The organism is Pseudomonas sp. GW823-FHT04A03 (assembly GCF_058796615.1).
On the sequence record NZ_JBXAIV010000012.1, the window covers coordinates 107,655 to 126,529 of the forward strand.

Genomic DNA, 18,875 nt, shown 5'->3' on the forward strand with positions numbered 1-18,875 from the left:
TATTGGTTTCCCCTAGACCTGCGCTAGCGATGTGCACTGAAAAGGCGCCTGGTTCGGGGCGCCCTTTCAATACTTCAAAGCATAGCAACGGCCTCAGGGTTTGCTGGCGCTCGAGGCTTGCGTTCGTCCGCTTTCCCAACCGCCTCCCAGGGCGAGGAACAAATCGATCTGGCTCATGGCAACCTGGGTGTTGGCGGCGGCCAGTTGCGCGGTGACATCGGTGTAGGTGCGGGTGGCCTGCAGGTCGGCGAGGAACGACTCGCGGCCGGCCTGGAAGAAGCGGTGCGTCTGGTCGGCCGCCAGTTTCGCCGACTGTTCGGCATCGGCCAGCGCATCGCGGCGTTGCAGCAGCGCGGAGTACTGGGACAGGCCGGTCTGGGTTTCGCGGATGGCGTTGAGCACCACGCCGTCAAAATGCGCCAGCGCGCCCTGGGTCGTGGCTTCGGCTTCGCGGATGCGGGCCCGGGCGCCGTTGGTCGGCACGCTCCAGCTCAGCGACGGGCCGAAGCCCCAGCGGTTGGTGGAGGGTTTGCCAAGGTTGTCCAGAATACCGACGGTGCCGATCGTCGCGCCGAAACTGATGTCCGGGTACAGCTCGCCGGTGGCGATACCGATTCCGGCCGTCGCGGCCGCCAGACGGCGCTCGGCCTGGCGGATGTCCGGCCGGCGCTTGAGCAGCGTGGCGCCGTCACCGACTGGCACCAGTTGGGCGATTTTCGGCAGTTCGGCGCAGGTCGCGGTGCCGGCCGGCAATTGATCGACAGGCTTGGCCAGCAACATCGACAGCCGGAACAACCCGGCCTGACGCGCCGCCTCATAACGCGGCATGTCAGCGCGCAGGGATTTGAATTGGGTCTGCGAACGGGTGACCTGGGTTTCGTCGCCGCGCCCGGCGTCGCGCAGACGCTGGATCAGCGTGGTGCTCTGGGATTGCAGGTCGAGGGAATGCTGGGCGATTTCCCGTTCCTCGTTCGCCGCGCAGACTTGGGTGTAGGCCCGCACCACGTCGGCGACCAGGGTGATGAGTGCGGTGTCGGCAGCGGCCTGAGTCGCGTCGGCGTTGGCCTTTGCTGCTTCAATCCCGCGTTGCAGCGTGCCCCACAGGTCGAACTGATAGGACGCGCTGATACCGATATCGCCAATGTTGGCCACCGGCACTTTCTCCGGCAGCAGGAACGCCTCGCCGGATTCCTGCAAGCGCTGGGCGCCCATTTTCACGCCGCCGCTCCAGCCACCGGCCGCCTCGGCTTCATCGACCTGCGCACGGGCCCGCGACAGGTTCGCCGCCGCCACTCGCAGATCGGTGTTGGACGCCACGGCCTGCTGCACCAGTTGATCCAGACGCGGATCCTGATACAGCCGCCACCAGTCCGCCGGCACCGGGGCCGACACCACCGGTTTGCCGGCCACCGCCAGGTCGCCCTGGAAATCCTTGCGCTGGATCGCCGCGTCTTCGGGCACGTGATAGTCCGGCCCGACCATCGAGCAGGCCGACAGCATCATGCCCAAACCGGCGATCATCAGAGCCCTGCTCATTTGGCGGGCTCCTGCGGTTGATCGTCGATGATCGACACAGTGGCGGTACGCCCGGCGATCATGCGGAAATCATCCGGTACATCGTCGAAGGCAATGCGCACCGGAATCCGTTGCGCCAGACGTACCCAGCTGAACGCCGGATTGACGTTGGGCAGCAGGTTGCTGCCGCTCGAACGGTCACGGTCTTCGATACCGGCAACGATGCTTTCGACATGCCCGCGCAGGCGGGCGCGGTCGCCGATCACGCGGATATCCACCGACTGCCCGATGTGGATGCCGTCGAGTTTGGTCTCTTCGAAATAACCGTCGATGTGGAACGAATTGCTGTCGACCACCGACAACACCGGACGCCCGGCGGTGACGAATTCCTGCGAGCGCGGCGCACGGTCGTTGACGTAGCCGTCCACCGGACTGCGGATCACCGAGCGATCAAGATTGAGCTGAGCGCTGTCCACCGCCACCAGCGCTTCGGCCAGGGCCGATTGGGCGCGGGCCACTTTCGACAGGCTTTCTTCCAGCTGTTCGGCCGGCACCAGATTGCCCAGACCACGGTTACGTTTGGCTTCACGCTGGGCCTGGGCGAGGGTTTCTTCGCGATCAGCGACCGCCGCCTTGGCCTGGCGCAGCGCCAGTTTGAAACGGTCCTGATCGATGCTGAACAGCACCTGGCCGCGTTTCACCAACTGGTTGTCCTTCACTTCGACCTGCTGGATCAGCCCGGACACGTCCGGGGCGATCTGCACGATGTCGGCGCGAATGTGGCCGTCGCGGGTCCAGGGCGCGAACATGTAATACATCACCATGCGCCAGACCACGACGACAGCGAAAGTCACGATCAGCAGCGTCAGGACGACGCGACCGAGGGTCAGAAACGGTTTTTTCATGTCATCAGGTATCGACTGAGTGAATCCACGCCGCACAGCATCACGGCGTAGAGAGCCACGTTGAACAATGCCCGGTGCCAGACCAGACGGTAGAAATGCAGGCGTGTGAGCACGCCGTGTACCAACACAAACAGCACATAAGTGATGCCCATCAACACCAGCAGGGTCGGCAGGAAAATGCCGCTGATGTCCAGATCACCGATCATAGGGGCGCTCCTTCGGGCAGCGGTTCTTCGGGCTCGGCACTGGAGACGAATTCCACGCCGGGCAGCAGCGCCAGGCGCAAACCGCTCAAGGCGTGCAACAGGTTTAGTCGGGTTTCTTCATCGCCGTGGCCGTTGAGCGCACGACGGGTGCGATCCATGGTCATCAGCAAGGCGCTAGGCGCAGGCAGGCGTTCGCCGGACTTGAGACAGGCCCGGAAATATTCGCCAACCTCTGCCACCACTTGCTTGAGCAGCGCGTTCGGTGCGCCCGTCACTCGCGGCGTGTAGGCGAGCAGGTCGAGCAGGTTCAGCCCCACGCGCACTTCGCGCATGGCGATGCCGGTGTCCTGGCCGGTCAGCGCCAGACGCGGCAGGTGCTGCATCAGGCGGTCGAGCAGTTGCACGCCCAGTTGCCGGTGTTCGGCGAGGTTGGCCGGCTCGGTCATGCTGACGATATCTTTCCAGCTGAAACGGGTCAGGCGTTTGGCCGCGAGTTCCGCGCCGAACGGCCGGGCGATCAGGGTCCAGATGAACGCGAACAACAGCCCCATCGGGCCCGCCAGGTTGGAATTGACGAAGGCAAAGAAGTCCGCGTCGTAAGCACCGGAAATGCTGATGAACGACGAGGTGTTGACCAGCGTCAGCAGCATGCCGAGGTAGAAACGGGGCTGCACCGTCAGGGTGCCGACACAGATGAACGGCACCGCGAACGCCAGCACCAGCATCGGGAAATCATGCAGGTTCGGCAGCACCAAAAACAGGTACAGGCTGGCGAACAGCACCGACATCCCGGTCCAGAAAAAGAACCGGTAGATCTGCGGCGCCGGGTCGTCCATCGAGGCGAAGAAGCTGCACGAAACCGCCGCCAGAATCACTGCGCTGCCGCCGTCGGTCCAGCCCAGCAGGATCCACAGTACCGAGGCGACGATGATCGCCAGGATGGTCGAGGCCACCGAATACAGCATCAGCCCACGGTCGAGAAATGGCGTCAGGCGGCCAAGGCGCCAGTGACGATAGACCGCGCGCCAGCTGTCCTGGCGCTCGCACAGGATCGCGTCCTGCAGGCTGCGACAGTCCTGCCACAAATCGATGAATTCACCGAGGCGATACAGCGCATTGGAAAACAGCAACTGTTTGCGATCTTCGAGGGCTTCGGCGCTCGGTTGCAGCGCTTCGAGCTGATCCCGCAGGGCTTGCCAGCGTTCAAGATCGGCGTCTTTGTGGCCGAGCCATTCGCGGGTCGCCGTGAGCAGCGGCGCGAATTTTTCTACCAGCTCCGGCGTGCGCCGTTCGAGGGCGTAAAGCGAATCTTCGAGGGCATCGATCACCGGCAGTAGGTGGATCATCCGCCCGCGCAACTCCTTGGTGTTGCGAACGGTCTGCGGCCGCGCACCTTCGTGCGGCAACTGGCCGATCATCAATTCCAGGCTGTTGAAACTGCCGACCATGGCCATGCGCAGGGCGGTGACTTCTTCAGGCTGCACGTCGCGGCTGAGGAATTTAAGGCTGTAAGTCGTGGCGTCGGCGAACCATTTGCCCACGGCGTCGTTGAACACCGGTGCCAGGCGCCGTGGCCAGAACATCGCGCCGACCACCGCCGCCACGGCGATGCCGAGAAAGATCTCTTCGGTCCGCGATTCGGCCACATCCCACACCGCCAGCGGGTTATCCACCACCGGCAGGGCGATCAACGGCAAGGTGTAGCCGGCCAGCATCAGCGCGTAGTTGTTGGCGGTGCGCAGGTGCAGGGACAGGAACAGCAGAATCCCCGTCCACAAGGCGATGACCACCACCAGCACATACGGGCTCTGGACGAACATCGGCACGAACAGCACCGCCGCCGCCGCACCGAGAAACGTGCCGATCGCGCGATACAGCGCCTTGGAACTGGTCGGGCCGAGGAACGGGCTGGAAACGATGTACACCGTGGCCATCGCCCAATAAGGACGCGGCATCTGCATGAGCAAGGCGATGTACAGCGCGATCATCGAGGCCGCGAACGTGCGGATCCCGTAGAACCAGTCCCGCGCCGGGGGCATGCCGGAAAAGAACCCGTTCACGGATTAATCACCGTTGGCGGAGTGGCCGCCTCAAAAGCTCTCAGTACCCGAAGCGTAGCCTCCAGATCGCGCTGGTCGATGCCTTCGAGCACTTCATGGCGCAGACGCACCAGTTGCGCCTCCACCGCTTGCACCAGCTCCCGGCCGGTGTCGGTCAGGCTCAGGCATTTGGCGCGACGGTCCTGGGCATCTTCGGTGCGGCAGACAAAACCGGCGTGACACAACTGATCGAGCAGACGCACCAGCGACGGCGACTCCATCCCCGCCGCCTGCGCCACCTGCACCTGGCGCACACCCTCGCCCAGCCGCCCGATCATCAACAACGGGACGGCGCAGGCTTCGGAAATTCCATAGTTGACCAGCGTGGTCTGGCAGATCTTCCGCCAATGCCTGGCGGCCACCACCATGGCACTGCTGATATTCATCTGGAGAGCGTCGAGGTTATTCGGCACGAGGGAATGCACACACTGTTAGTTTGCTAACTATCAATATCGCATTGGTGGGGAAATTCAGTCAAGTTTTGAAACAAATTCATGTCCGAAGGTGAATTCAGAAAATTTATCTCACCCTGACTTTTGCTCTGGTTTTTTTACAACCCACAAGTTTTTTTACATTTCGGTCTTTTCGATCATTTTTTTTACATTCCCCGCCCCTTCCTCAACATCACATCCAGCTGATCCACCACCTCCGCCCAATCCGCATCATCGAGAATCTCGTCCCGCAGGAAATCCGCCTGGCTCTTGGTCCAGAAAAACGCGTCGCACAGGTGCAGTTCGGGTTTGAGCGGGGAATGGGTGGCGATGAACTGGTCGATGCTGACCGGGTCGTTGTCCAGGCCGAGTTGTTTGAACAGGGATGGGAGGTTGTGGGTCGGGTTTTCCATGTCGGAACTCCTGCGAGATTTATAGGGTATGAAAGATTTTTCGCGAGCAAGCTCGCTCCCACAGGTTGAGCGCAGAACCTGTGGGAGCGAGCTTGCTCGCGATTGGCGCCGGCGCAGACGCTAAAAAAGCTACTGACTCAACTCCCGCACCTGCGCATGCGGCACCATTTTCAGGAACTCAGGCATGCTCATGTGCAGCAGGTAGTTGTGGTTGCCGGCTTCCAGGTAGATGTCTTTCTGCCGGGTCAGCAGCGGGTCGATGACCATGTCCAGGCCGTAGGAATCGCCCAGCGGCGGCACGGCACCGCGCTCACAGTCGTCGAAAATGTGCGCCAGATTGCTTTCGCGGGTGATCTGCCATTCGCCGCTGCTGCGCACTTTGCTCAAGTCCAGGTGGCAGCTGGCGGGCAGCACCGCCATCAGGTAGTGCCCGTGACGGTCGTCCAGGATCACCGATTTGGCCACCCGTTCTGCGGCAATCCCGGAGACCCGCGCCGTTTCCAGGCTGCTGGACGAGTGCGGGTGGGTGACGATGTCATATTCGCATTGCGCCCGGTTGAGGCTGCTCTGCACTTTCTTGGCCATACGCATGATGCACCTCGGTGCCCGCCGACGCGGCGCGGCGGACGGTAATGAAACGCTGTGGCTGTCCTTGAAAGTCTAGTCCGGCGAGCCACGAACACCGGGAAATCCGCCCACTGACGGGGCAGGCAAACTGGTTAAAAATCATCCAGCCGCAGCCTCAACTAGACTGTAAGAACAAGCCCTGACTCTCGCGGAGGGTCACGTGAACATTCGTTGCTGTGCGCTTGCCCTATTGCTGCTGAGTGGATCGGTGGTTGCGGCGGACGGTCCGTTTACCGCCGTCAGCCCGGTCGGTCTGTGGCTGATTACTCTGGGCATCACATTTCTGATCGCCGAAGCCGCGCTGCCCAACTACGGGGTGATCGGCCTGGGCGGCATCGTCATGTTCGTGATCGGCGCGCTGATCCTGAGCAACGCTGAACTGCCGGTACCGATGATGATCGGCCTCGGGCTGGTCAGCGCCCTGTTGCTGATCGCGCTGCTGATCCGAGCCCTGAAAACCCGACCGCGCCAACCGGTCAGCGGAGATGCCGGCCTGCTCGGCAGTGTCACGGCGGTGACGGTGGTGCAACCGGAAGACAGCCGCAACGGCTGGGTGCAATTACAGGGAGAACGCTGGCAGGTGCTGAGCGCCACACCGCTGCACACCGGGCAACCGGTGCGCGTGGTCGGGCGCAAGGGCCTGTTGCTGCAAGTGGCCGCGACTGACGCGGCACCGCTCGGAGAGTGATCATGGGTCTGCAAATCGGTTTTGTCGCGCTGCTGCTGTTGCTGATCGCCCTGGCCGGCTCGACGTTCCGCATCCTGCGCGAATACGAACGCGGCGTGGTGTTCCAGCTCGGACGCTTCTGGCAGGTCAAGGGGCCGGGGCTGATCCTGCTGATCCCGGTGGTGCAGCAAATGGTCCGGGTCGACCTGCGCACCATCGTCCTCGATGTGCCGCCGCAAGACGTGATCACCCGCGACAACGTGTCGGTGAAGGTCAACGCGGTGCTGTACTTCCGCGTGCTCGACCCGCAGAAAGCGATCATCCAGGTCGAAGATTTCCTCATGGCCACCAGCCAACTGGCCCAGACCACCCTGCGCGCGGTGCTCGGCAAACATGAGCTGGACGAACTGCTGGCCGAGCGCGAACGCCTGAACATTGACATCCAGCAAGTGCTCGACGCCCAGACTGACGCCTGGGGGATCAAGGTCGCCAACGTCGAAATCAAGCACGTCGACCTCAACGAGTCGATGGTGCGCGCCATCGCCAAACAGGCCGAAGCCGAGCGGGAACGGCGAGCCAAGGTGATCCACGCCGAAGGTGAATTGCAAGCCTCGGAAAAACTCATGCAGGCCGCCGAAATGCTCGGCCGCCAGCCCGGCGCCATGCAGCTGCGCTACATGCAGACCTTGAGTTCGATTGCCGGCGACAAGAGCTCCACCATCGTCTTTCCGTTACCGATCGAACTGCTCAAGGGGATGGCGGATCTGTCGGCGAAATCGTGAGCGCGCGCAGTCGTTCCAACGCGGCATAGGGCGCACGGGCGCAATGTTCGATCCGTGCCTGCAACAGCGCCGACGCCTCGCGACGTTTGTGTTCGCCATCGACGACAAAGGGTTGTGACGGCTGTTTCGCGTGCTGCGCCGTCGCTGCCAGCGCCTGTTCACACTGCGCGGCGCTCAGCTTGAAAAACCGCGCCAGCCGCCCGCTAATCGCATCGGGCAATTCGCTGTAGTTCAGCACCAGCCCGGCAGAATCACGGCAATGCACCCACCCCGCCGCCAGCAGGCGCCCCAGCCGACGGGCGATGAAATCCTCGCGGCCCTCGAACGGCAAATCATCGTCCAGCACACAATCGCCGAGCGCGCCCGGCACCATGTGCATACCAGGGCGGCGCAGGTGCGAGACGGCAATTTCCAGCGGATCGCGGTAGACAAACAGCCACGGCGTATCGGGAAAACATTCGTGCAGCAACGGCCACTCGCCGATGTTCCAGGCGTCGAGCTTGATCACCAATCGCTGCTCCGTACCACGCCGCCGCTGACCGTACGCCGAGAGCAATCCGGCGATGGCCGCGCGGCGTTCTTCGTCCGGCAGATCGCTACGCAGCAAGGCATCAAGGGGCGGCGGCTCCGAGACCACGATATGATCGTCGAGCCGGGCGAGCATCTGGCTGATCAGCGTCGAACCGCAACGCGAGGCGTGCAGGATGAAGGCGCTCGGCGGCAGCCCCGGACTGAGCGCTTGCCAATCCATGAGCGCCGACAAGGGTGTTTGCTGGCGGAACGCCTGATTGAACGGCAGACGCAACGCGTCTTCGACGGCCTCACGAAAGAACGGCTGATGCAGCGGCGTGTCGCCAAACCAGCACCAGTCGACCTGCCATTGTCCGGCGGTTTTCCAGATGCGGATTGGCAACCAGCCGTCGAAATTCACAGGCGCCATTGTTCGTTCCATGACCGGCGACTGTTACGCATCGCCGCCAGCAGTTCTTCACGGGAAAAATGCAGACCGCGTTCAACGGCCAATGCCAGAGTCTGATCGATGAAGGTTTCGGGGTCGTGCAATGCCTGCAACGTCGTGCAGAGCAGCGGATCCGTGCCCAGCAACCGTTGAAAACGCTGCAGCGCCGTCTCCGCGCCATCAGGCAGCGGAGTGCTCGGCAAACCGTCAACAATCATCTGCTCCAGCCAGGGCGCGGGGCGGCAATCGAGCACCAGATGAACCCGTGCCGTGCGGTCGCGATTGTCGACCCGATGCGGCCGGGCGAGGTCGAGAAACCAGCATTCTCCCGCCGTCATCGGCATCCTCTGGCCATCGAGCCAGAAGTCCACGGCGGGCGGACTGAGCAGCGGAATGTGCAGGCGCAAATCGGCGTCCGGGCCCTCTAGATCGTAGTCTCGATGCTCATGAATCTGTCCGCCCGGCCCAAGTCGCAACAGCCGCGCACTGACGATTTCCAGCGGCAGATCCCGCAGGGCCTGCTGCCAGCGATGGTCATTCAGCCAAGGGGCGCGTCGTACGGGTTCGGCACTGCCGGGGGACAGTTCGGTTAGCGCGTCGGCGGCGGAAATCAGCGCCACGCCGCTCCAGTCGCCGGCGAAATAAGCGGTGTTGAAATGACCGCGCCAGGCAGCGTCATCAATCGCCGCCAGCGCCTGCAACAGCAACGGCAGGTCCACCGTCACCGGCAACCGCGAGAACGCCGGCCGGCTCATGCCTTGGGCAACACCGCGGTTTCGCCGAGCCAGGTCAGCAACCGGTCCAGACAGGCTTCGACCGTCAGCGTGCCGGTGTCGAGCACCAGCGAAGCCTGGGCCGGTGCCTCGTAAGGCGCCGACACGCCGGTGAACCCGGCCAGCTCGCCGCGTCGGGCCCGAGCATAATGTCCTTTCGGATCGCGCTGCTCGCACACCGCCAGCGCGGCGCTGCACCAGACCTCGCGATAGTCCTCGCCCAAACGGCGGGCAAACACCTCTCGCAGCTCCGCCAACGGCGCGATCATCGCCAGAATCACGATCTGCCCGTTCTCCACCAGCAACGCCGCCAGCTCACTGGCGCGGCGGATGTTTTCCAGGCGGTCGGCATCGGTAAAACCCAGGTCGCGGTTGAGCCCGATCCGCAAGCCGTCGCCATCGAGCACCACGCTTTGCAGACCGCGGCTGAACAACTCGGCATGCAACGCCTGGGCAAGGGTCGACTTGCCCGCCGCCGGCAGACCGGTCAGCAGCATCGCCGTGCCGCGATGGCCGTTGCGGGCCTCGCGCTGTACACGGCTGATGCTGGCGGTCGGCGCCAATACGTCACTGCGCAGAGGCATGGGCCACCGGCACCGAAATGTTTCCCGAGGCCCACGCCGCTTCGCGGTTGGCCAGCGCGGTGGCGATCGACTGGACTTCGGTCGACTGCACCTGATCCGGCAGCGGATCGAGGCCGGCGCTGGCGAAGATCTGGCCGTAAGCATTGCGCAAATCGGCATAGGACAGGTCGCGCCGCAAATCGGCCTGCAAGGTGTTGAGCTCGCCCTGAATCAGGTCCAGCTCACCAATGCCGTCGGCCTGACGACGGTTACGCAACTGACCGACGATTTGCCCGTCGATGTCCGACAGTTGCTGATTGGTCTTGAATTGGCGCAGCGCCTCCTGATAGTTGGCGTTGGCCACGTAGAGCTGCGCCAGCACCGCAATCGACATCGCCTGACGGCGTGCAGCAGCGACTTCTTCACCGGCCTTGGCCACGTCGATGGCCGCCGGGGCGGAGATCACGTTGAACAGGTTCCAGGTGACCTTCACGCCGTAGTCGGCCCAGCCCTGCTCGACCAGGAACGAGTTGCTGTCGTAATGCCCGCCGGCGGAGAACTCCAGGCCCGGCAGCAGACGCAGCATGGCCTTGCGGGTTTCGGCGGCGCTGATCCGGGTCTGGTAATCCTGCTCGCGCAGTTCCGGACGGCTGGTCAGGGCTTCCTGTTCGAGTTTGCTCAGATCGACCTTGAGTTCCGGGATCTGATAACCGTCATCGGTGGCCAGGGTCAGGTTGGTGCCCAGCGGCAAGTTGATCAGGGTCGCCAGTTCGGTTTTTGCCAGCGACAACGCGCGGCGTTGTTCTTCCAGTTGCCGGGTCGCTTCGATCAGCGAACGCTGGTAGCCGAGGGACTGCACCGGATCGCCAATCCGCTGTTCGCTCATGCTTTCGCTGTTGCGGCGGGCGGTGTCGACTCGCGCCATCAGGCTGTCGATCTGCTTGAGCAGACGTTCGGCGGCCATCGCCCGCCAATAGGCCGAGCGCACGTCCTGAACGATGGTGTTGATCACCTTGCGCCGGCGTTCCTGAACGATCAGGCGCTGGTCGCCCTGCTGCTTGGCGCTGATGTAGCTGACGCCGAAATCGAGGACGTTCCAGACCATGGTCAGGTCGGCGACGTCACGGTCGCGGTCCTGGGAGGTCGACGGTTCCAGGGACTGGGTGCCGGTGCGCACGCTCTGGCTGCTTGAGGCGCTGACGTTGTTACGCCCGACGTAACCGGCGTCCAGCGCCATGCGCGGCAGCATGTCGAAACTGGCGAGGTCGAGCTGCCGCTTGGCCAGCGCTTCCTCCATGATTTTCAAGCGGCCTTCCAGGTTGTATTTCACCGCGCGAGCCATGGCCTGGTGCAGGGTCAGCGGACCGCTCAGCGGTTCCTGGCCCTTGTACATGCTTTGCAGGTCGGCCCGGGCCCGTTGCTCACTGACACTGCGTTCGATCGGTTCACTGGTCACTGCACATCCGCTGATCGCCAGCGCCAGCAGGCTGGCGCCGAACAACTTCTGACTTTTCTTCATCCCTGGATCGCCCCTAGGTCCCGCACATATGTGAGTTGTTGTGTGTTGTCAGGCCGGCATTTCGCTGATGCCGACCTGTTGCAGAGCTGCCGCCAGGTTGTCGACCCGGTGCTGCTCGCTGTCCTTGATCTGTTGCAGTTGCTGCCCCAGGGTCGGCGCGCCGAACACACCGCGCAGGCCCTGGGAAATATCGCCGCCCTTGATCGACTGGCTGCCGAAGGCGTTCAGCGAATCGCGCTCGGCGCTGCTGTCCTGATTGAACAGGCCCGACAGCGTGCTGCTGCCGAACACCCCGCCATCGCCGCCGCCAAAACCGAGGAAACCATGACCGGAGCCGTCACCCAGGTTGTCGCTGCTGCTGAAGACCTGGGCAATGAAGCTCGGGCTCAGCGCACCGCGGTTGATGAAAATGTCGCCCAGCGGACGGATGCCGTCGCCGATCACCCGTTGCTCGAACAACGGTGCGAAGGTCAGCGGTGAACCGAGGTCGCCGGTGGGCGGCGTGAAGACGATCGGTTGCAGCGGAACGTTCGGCGCCGGTGGCGGCGCGACCGGATCGCTGCTGCGGAATTCCGGATCCGGCGTCACCACGATCAGCGGAGAAGGCGGTGTCACAGGAGGCGTCGGAGGCACAGGCACCACCACCGGCACCGTGTTGATCACGTAATTGCCGGAGCTGCTGACGCCGCTGCCACTGTTGCCCGACTGGTCGCTGACCCCGGCCGTGTTGATGCTGATCGCATTGTTGGTGCTGTTGACGTTGGCGTTCGGCGTCAGGGTCGCGGTCCAGGTCTTGCCACCGTCGCTGCTGCTCAGGTTGGACAAGGTGCCGTTGGCCACGCTGAGGTCCGACAGGTCCAAACCGCTCACCGCTTCATTGAAGGTGATGGTCACCTGCGAGGTCTGGCCGACGCGCAGGTTCGGATTGGCGATCACCACCGTGGCGGTCGGCCGTTCGCTGTCGAGGGCGTAGTTGTTCGACACCGCCACCGTGCTGCCGGTGTTTCCCGCCAGGTCGGTGACGTTGCTGGTGTCCAGCGCAATGAAGTTGCTCGGGTCGGTGACATTCGCGGTCGGCGTGAAGGTCGCGGTCCAGGTCTTGCCGCCGTCGCTGCTGGTCAGGTTGCTCAGGTCACCGTTGGTCACGCTCAGGTCCGACAAGTCGAAATTGCTCACCGCCTCGCTGAACGTGAAGGTCACCGTGGTGCTCTGGCCGATGCCCAGATGCGGATTGGCGACCACGATGTTCACCGTCGGCCGGGTCGCATCGAGGATGTAGTTGTTGGAGATGGCGATGCTCGCCCCGAGGTTGCCGGCCAGATCCTGGACACCGGCGGTGTCGATCAGAATCAGGTTGGTCGGGTCGTTGACGTTGGCTGTCGGGGTGAAGGTCGCGGTCCAGGTCACGCCGCCATCGCTGCTGGTCAGGTTCGACAGCGAACCGTTGGCGACGCTGATATCGGACAGGTCGAACCCGCTCACCGCCTCGCTGAAGGTGATGGTCACCGTGGTGGTTTCACCGATGCCCAGCCGATTGTCCGCGACCACGATGGTGGCGGTCGGCAGCGCGGTATCTATCGCGAAGTTGTTGGAATCGGTGGTGCCAACGCCACTGTTGCCCGACAGGTTGGCCACTCCGGCGTTGTTCAGGGTGATCAGGTTGCTGCTGTCGGTGATGTTGTTGGTCGGCGTGAACGTGGCGGTCCAGGTGATGCCGCCGTCGCTACTGCTGACGTTGCTCAGCGTGCCGTTGGCGATGGTCAGGTCGCTGTTGTCGAAACCGCTGACCGCTTCGTTGAAGGTGATGGTCACCAGCGAGGTTTCCCCGGCCTTCAGCGAAGTGTCGGCCACCACGATGGTGGCGGTCGGCACCTGGGTTTGCACCTGATAGTTGGCCGAACTGGTGGTGCCGGTGCCGGTGTTGCCGGCCAGGTCGGTGATGCCGGTGTTGTTCAGGACGATCAGGTTGGTCAGGTCGGTGACACCGATGTTCGGCGTGAAGGTGGCCGTCCAGGTGATGCCGCCGTCGCTCGATGAGACATTGCTCAGGGTGCCATTGGCGACGCTCAAATCGGAATTGTCGAAACCGGTGACCGCCTCGCTGAAGGTGATGGTCACCTGCGCGGTTTCGCCGGGCCGCAGGTCGCTGTCGGTCATGACGATGGTTGCCGTCGGACGCTGACTGTCGACCGCATAGTTGTTGGAATCGGTGGTGCCACTGCCGGCGTTGCCCGCCAGATCCGAGATGCCGGTGTTGTCCAGGGTGATCAGGTTGGTGGTATCGGTGATGCCCGCCGCCGGCGTGAACGTCGCTGTCCAGGTGATTCCGCCGTCGCTGCTGCTCACCGCGCTCAATGTACCGTTGGCGATGGTCAGGTCAGCGTTGGTGAAACCGGTCACCGCTTCGCTGAAGGTAATGGTCACCAATGTAGTCTGACCGACGCCCAAGGCTGTGTCGGTGACCACGATGGTGGCCGTCGGACGCTGGGTGTCGATCGAGTAGTTGTTGGAATCGGTGGTGCCGCTGCCAGCGTTGCCCGACAGATTCTGCACGCCGGAGTTGTCCAATGTGATCAGGTTGGTGGCGTCGGTGATATTGGTGGTTGGCGTGAAGGTCGCCGTCCAGGTAATGCCGCCGTCGCTGCTGCTCACCGCGCTGAGCGTGCCGTTGGCAATCGTCAGGTCGGCGTTGGTGAAACCGGTCACTGCTTCGCTGAAGGTGATGGTCACCAGCGAGGTTTCGCCGATTTTCAGACTGGGGTCGGCCACGATGATGGTCGCGGTCGGCAGCACGGTGTCGATGGTGTAGTTCGGCGAACTGGTGGTGCCGGTACCGCTGTTGCCGGCCAGATCGGCGATGCCGGTGTTGTTCAGAACAATCAGGTTGGTCGCATCGTTGACGCCCACGTTCGGCGTGAACGTTGCCGTCCAGGTGATGCCGCCGTCACTCGACGAGACATTGCTCAGGGTGCCGTTGGCGACGCTCAGGTCGGCGTTGGTGAAACCGGTCACCGCCTCGCTGAAGGTGATGGTCACCAGCGAGGTTTCGCCGGCACTGAGGCTGCTGTCGGAGAGCACGATGGTGGCCGTCGGACGCTGACTGTCGACCGCGTAGTTGTTGGAATCGGTGGTGCCACTGCCGGCATTGCCCGCCAGATCGGCGATCCCGGTGTTATCCAGGGTGATCAGGTTGGTGGTGTCGGTGATGCCCGCCGCCGGTGTGAACGTCGCCGTCCAGGTGATGCCGCCGTCGCTGCTGCTGACCGCGCTCAGCGTACCGTTGGCAATGATCAGATCGGCATTGGTGAAACCGGTCACCGCTTCGCTGAAGGTGATGGTCACCAGGCTGGTCTGGCCGACGCCGAGCGCGGTGTCGGCGACCACGATGGTGGCGGTCGGACGTACCGTGTCGATCGAATAATTGTTCGAATCGGTGGTGCCGCTGCCGGCGTTGCCCGACAGGTTCTGGATGCCGGAGTTGTCCAGCGTGATCAGGTTGGTGGCATCGGTGATGTTGGTGGTCGGTGTGAAGGTCGCCGTCCAGGTGATCCCGCCGTCGCTGCTGCTGACCGCGCTGAGCGTGCCGTTGGCAATCGTCAGGTCGGCGTTGGTGAAACCGGTCACCGCCTCGCTGAAGGTAATGGTCACCAGCGAGGTTTCGCCGATTTTCAGTGCGTTGTCGGCAATGATGATGGTCGCGGTCGGCACCACGGTATCGATGGTGTAGTTGTTGGAGTTGGTCGTGCCGCTGCCGGCGTTGCCCGCCAGGTCGGCGATGCCGGCGTTGTTCAGGACAATCAGGTTGGTCGCGTCGTTGACGCCCAGGTTCGGCGTGAACGTTGCCGTCCAGGTGATGCCGCCGTCGCTGCTGCTTACCGCCGTCAACGTGCCGTTGGCGATGATCAGGTCGGCGTTGGTGAAGCCGCTGACCGCTTCACTAAAGGTGATGGTCACCAGTGAGGTTTCACCGGCAGTGAGGTTGCTGTCGGCCACCACAATGGTCGCGGTTGGCCGCACCGTATCGATCGCATAATTGTTGGAATCGGTGGTGCCGCTGCCGGCGTTGCCCGACAGGTCGACGATGCCGGTGTTGTCCAGGGTAATCAGGTTGGTGGTATCGGTGATGCTGGCGCTCGGGGTGAACGTCGCGGTCCAGGTGATGCCGCCGTCACTGCTGCTGACCGCGCTCAATGTGCCGTTGGCGATAGTCAGGTCGGCGTTGGTGAAACCGCTGACCGCTTCACTGAAAGTGATGGTCACCAGCGAGGTTTCACCGATCCGCAGGTTGTTGTCGGCCACCACGATGGTCGCGGTCGGGCGCACGGTATCGATGGCGTAGTTGTTGGAGTCTGTGGTGCCGCTGCCGGCGTTACCGTTCAGGTCGACGATGCCGGTGTTGTTCAGCGTGATCAGGTTGGTCGCGTCGGTGATGCTAACGGTCGGCGTGAACGTTGCTGTCCAGGTAATGCCGCCATCGCTGCTGCTGACCGCCGTCAACGTGCCGTTGGCAATCGTCAGGTCGGCGTTGGTGAAACCGGTGATCGCTTCGCTGAAGGTGATGGTCACCAGCGAGGTTTCACCAATTTTCAGGGCGTTGTCCGCCACCACGATGGTCGCGGTCGGACGCGCGGTGTCGATCGCGTAATTGTTGGAATTGGTGGTGCCACTGCCGGCGTTGCCGGCGAGATCGACGACCCCTGTGTTATCCAGAGTGACCAGGTTGGTGGTGTCGGTAATGTTGGTGGTCGGCGTCAGCGTGGCGGTCCAGGTGATGCCGCCGTCGCTGCTGCTCAGGCCGGTCAGGGTGCCGTTGGCCACTGTCATGTCGGCGGTGGTGAAACCGCTGACCGCTTCGCTGAAGGTGATGGTCACCAGCGAGGTTTCGCCCACTGCCAGACTGGTGTCGGCCACAACAATGGTCGCCGTCGGCCGCACGGTATCGATCACATAATTGGCTGAATCGGTGGTGCCGCTGCCGGCGTTGCCCGCCAGGTCGGCGATACCGGTCTTGTCCAGGGAGATCAGGTTGGTGGTGTCAGTGATGCTGGCCGTCGGGGTAAACGTTCCGGTCCAGGTGATGCCGCCGTCGCTGCTGCTCACGGCGCTCAGCGTGCCGTTGGCGATGGTCAGGTCGGCGTTGGTGAAGCCGGTCACCGCCTCGCTGAAAGTAAAGGTCACCAGCGAGGTATCGCCGATCTTCAACGCCGTGTCGGACATCACGATAGTCACGGTCGGCCGTGCGGTGTCGATCGCGTAATTGACCGAGCTGGTCGTGCCGACGCCCGCCACGCCGTCGCTGATGGCGGTCACCCCGGTGTTGTCGAGGGTGATCAGGTTGGTGCTGTCGGTAATGTTGTTGGTCGGCGTGAAAGTCGCGGTCCAGGTCAGGCCACCGTCGCTGCTGCTGACCGATGTCAGCGTGCCGTTGGCAATCGTCAGGTCGGCGTTGGTGAAGCCGGTGACCGCCCGGCTGAAGGTGATGGTCACCAGCGAGGTTTCACCGATTTTCAGCGCGGTGTCGGCCATCACGATGGTCGCGGTCGGTGGCTCAACATAAGCAGTGTTGAGCGTACCGCCGTTGTTGTAGATCGCCGCGAAGGCCAGCGGTACAGAGCCCGTCACGCCACCGCCCAGTTCTGCGCCGCCGGAACCGCTGCCGGCCGCGTTGCCGCTGATGGCGCTGAAGTTGGCAGCGGTGATCAGTACCGTACCGCCCTGGTTCCAGATCGCGCCGACACCCCGTCCACCGTCGCCGCCGTTCAGGTTGTTGCTGCCCTGGCCGCTGCCGCCACCACCACCGCCACCCGCACCGATGTTGTTGCTGATGACCGAGGTGCCGACGATTTTCAGCGTGCCGGTGGAAGCGTTGTAAATGCCGCCGGCCGCATTGCCGCCGACGCCGCCAACCTTGTCCCAGCCGGACCCGCCACCACCGCCGCCAATGGAAATGGTGCCGTTGCTGGCCGTGCCGCCATTGCCGCCGTTGCTGTAATAGGACACGCCTACACCGCCGGCGCCGCCGGTGGTAGAGCCGCCGCGGCCACCCATGTGCGTCGCGTCGTAGCCACCGCCGTAACCGCCGACACCGCCGCTGCCGGCCTGGCCGCCCAGCGTACCGGTGCCTGGCCCGGCCGTGCCGCCATGACCGCCGCTCTGACCGCCAAGACCACCGCCACCGCCGCCGCCACCGCCATAAAACGCACCGGTGACACCACCGCCGCCGCCACCGCCAGCCGCCGCGTTGCCGGTGACCGAAACGTTGTTCAGGGTCAGGATGCCGGCGTTGAAAATCCCGCCGCCCATGGCGCCGGTCGCGCCGTAGCCGCCATTGCCACCGTTGCCCGAGACCAGGCCCCGGGTGATGACCAGACCATCGAGGGTCACCGTGCTGCCGGAGGTGATTTCCACTACTCGGGTCCGGTATTGGCCATCGAGCGTGACGTCGGCGACACCGTCGTTGTTCAGGTCACCATCGACCGTGATGTTCTTGTTGATCAGCAATTCCGAGGTGAGCTGCACCGTCATACCGCTGCTGAAGGTCACGATGTCGCCGTTCTGCGCCGACGCCAGCGCTGCGCGCAGCGAGCCGACCCCGGTGTTGGCATTATTGGTGGCGGTCCAGGTGGCCAGACCCCACTGGTATTCGCTCATCGCCTGGGTCGACAGCACGTTGGCGCTTTCGATGTTGCCGGTGGCGATCTCCAGATCCCAGTCGCCGCCCACGCCGGTGCGGTTGTTCGACGCGGCCACATCGCGGCCGGTCAATTGCGCCAGCGAGTCGACAAAGCTCAGGCCACGATCGCCTTCGGCGGTGTAGCAGCCGTAGATCAGGATGTCGCCACCTGCGTTCATGTCCTTGCCGATTTCCGCCAGGATCGCGCTGCGCTGGGCGACGTTGTCGGCCGACAGGTAACTGTCGCCGAGCCACAGATCGCCGGCGTTGCCGTGGGCGATGATCTGCACCGAGCTCACGCCCTGATGCTGGTCGAGGTAATCGGCGATCTGCTGCAAGCCGTCCTTGCCCGCATCGAGCTTGACCACTTGCGTGCCGGGAGCCACGCCTTTGACCAGGCTGTCGGCATCCTTGACCCGGGAATCGACGAACACCACGCTCTGCCCCGGCACCGCGACCGGGCTGGCAGCGGGCATGGCGTCGGCCTGGCCGTGGGTGTCCTTGCTGGCGCTCGGGTGATCGGCGGCCGGCGCTTTCGCGGCATCGGCGGTGGCATGGCTGTCAGCCTGGGCGGCGGTGTCGGCCACGGTGGCCGCGACGGCGCCGTCGAACAGCATGCGCGGTTCCAGCGACATGATCATGGGCGCCGCCAGCGTCCGTTGGCCTTCGGTAACCCGCGACTTCTGCTTGCTCCACCACATGTTGCTCACCCGGACTCGAACACAGTTGTTGACGCATCAATGA

The 18,875-nt window shown here is 63.6% G+C and carries 14 protein-coding genes; 2 read left to right on the top strand and 12 right to left on the bottom strand.

The window, feature by feature from the left end:
- Positions 1-93: 93 nt before the first annotated feature.
- The 7 genes from AC1Q9F_RS24425 to AC1Q9F_RS24455 form a co-directional block, all read right to left on the bottom strand.
- Positions 94-1,536 (bottom strand): efflux transporter outer membrane subunit, encoded by a 1,443-nt coding sequence (locus tag AC1Q9F_RS24425; RefSeq protein WP_492621080.1) that lies wholly within the window; start codon positions 1,534-1,536, stop codon positions 94-96.
- Positions 1,533-2,420: an efflux RND transporter periplasmic adaptor subunit gene (locus AC1Q9F_RS24430; protein ID WP_129973835.1), complete on the bottom strand. Its 888-nt coding sequence runs from the start codon at positions 2,418-2,420 to the stop codon at positions 1,533-1,535. Before AC1Q9F_RS24430 ends, AC1Q9F_RS24425 begins: the two co-directional genes overlap by 4 nt.
- A complete protein-coding gene (locus tag AC1Q9F_RS24435; RefSeq protein WP_492621079.1) occupies positions 2,417-2,626 on the bottom strand; it encodes a DUF1656 domain-containing protein in 210 nt (69 codons plus the stop codon). Before AC1Q9F_RS24435 ends, AC1Q9F_RS24430 begins: the two co-directional genes overlap by 4 nt.
- The gene (locus AC1Q9F_RS24440) at positions 2,623-4,686 is read right to left on the bottom strand and encodes an FUSC family protein (RefSeq protein WP_492621078.1); all 2,064 of its coding nucleotides are present in this window, start codon (positions 4,684-4,686) and stop codon (positions 2,623-2,625) included. The genes AC1Q9F_RS24435 and AC1Q9F_RS24440 overlap by 4 nt, the downstream gene beginning before the upstream one ends.
- Positions 4,683-5,111, bottom strand: coding sequence for a MarR family winged helix-turn-helix transcriptional regulator (locus AC1Q9F_RS24445; protein ID WP_011331882.1), 429 nt, complete (start codon positions 5,109-5,111; stop codon positions 4,683-4,685). Before AC1Q9F_RS24445 ends, AC1Q9F_RS24440 begins: the two co-directional genes overlap by 4 nt.
- 212 nt (positions 5,112-5,323) lie before the next feature.
- Positions 5,324-5,569: a DUF2789 domain-containing protein gene (locus AC1Q9F_RS24450; protein ID WP_492621077.1), complete on the bottom strand. Its 246-nt coding sequence runs from the start codon at positions 5,567-5,569 to the stop codon at positions 5,324-5,326.
- 129 nt (positions 5,570-5,698) lie between these two features.
- Positions 5,699-6,160, bottom strand: a complete 462-nt coding sequence (locus AC1Q9F_RS24455; protein WP_492621076.1) for an aminoacyl-tRNA deacylase — start codon at positions 6,158-6,160, stop codon at positions 5,699-5,701.
- A gap of 196 nt (positions 6,161-6,356) precedes the next feature.
- Here AC1Q9F_RS24455 and AC1Q9F_RS24460 point away from each other — a divergent pair, with 196 nt between their 5' ends.
- Together AC1Q9F_RS24460 and AC1Q9F_RS24465 are read left to right on the top strand one after the other, a co-directional pair.
- Positions 6,357-6,884 (top strand): NfeD family protein, encoded by a 528-nt coding sequence (locus AC1Q9F_RS24460; protein WP_179693074.1) that lies wholly within the window; start codon positions 6,357-6,359, stop codon positions 6,882-6,884.
- Between the two features lie 2 nt (positions 6,885-6,886).
- A complete protein-coding gene (locus AC1Q9F_RS24465; protein ID WP_007957673.1) occupies positions 6,887-7,645 on the top strand; it encodes a slipin family protein in 759 nt (252 codons plus the stop codon).
- On the opposite strand, the gene AC1Q9F_RS24470 is transcribed toward AC1Q9F_RS24465, so the two are convergent.
- From AC1Q9F_RS24470 to AC1Q9F_RS24490, 5 genes are read right to left on the bottom strand one after another with little or no spacing between them, the layout of a single operon-like run.
- A complete protein-coding gene (locus AC1Q9F_RS24470) occupies positions 7,611-8,585 on the bottom strand; it encodes a sulfotransferase family protein (RefSeq protein WP_492621075.1) in 975 nt (324 codons plus the stop codon). The two genes, AC1Q9F_RS24465 and AC1Q9F_RS24470, sit on opposite strands and share 35 nt — an antisense overlap.
- Complete coding sequence (locus AC1Q9F_RS24475; protein WP_492621074.1) at positions 8,573-9,358, bottom strand: aspartyl/asparaginyl beta-hydroxylase domain-containing protein; 786 nt, start codon at positions 9,356-9,358, stop codon at positions 8,573-8,575. The genes AC1Q9F_RS24470 and AC1Q9F_RS24475 overlap by 13 nt, the downstream gene beginning before the upstream one ends.
- Positions 9,355-9,960: an adenylyl-sulfate kinase gene (cysC, locus tag AC1Q9F_RS24480; RefSeq protein ID WP_207984632.1), complete on the bottom strand. Its 606-nt coding sequence runs from the start codon at positions 9,958-9,960 to the stop codon at positions 9,355-9,357. The genes AC1Q9F_RS24475 and cysC overlap by 4 nt, the downstream gene beginning before the upstream one ends.
- On the bottom strand, positions 9,944-11,458 hold the full coding sequence (locus AC1Q9F_RS24485; RefSeq protein ID WP_007957681.1) for a TolC family protein: 1,515 nt from the start codon (positions 11,456-11,458) through the stop codon (positions 9,944-9,946). The genes cysC and AC1Q9F_RS24485 overlap by 17 nt, the downstream gene beginning before the upstream one ends.
- 48 nt (positions 11,459-11,506) lie before the next feature.
- The gene (locus AC1Q9F_RS24490) at positions 11,507-18,832 is read right to left on the bottom strand and encodes an Ig-like domain-containing protein (RefSeq protein WP_492621073.1); all 7,326 of its coding nucleotides are present in this window, start codon (positions 18,830-18,832) and stop codon (positions 11,507-11,509) included.
- Positions 18,833-18,875 lie beyond the last annotated feature (43 nt).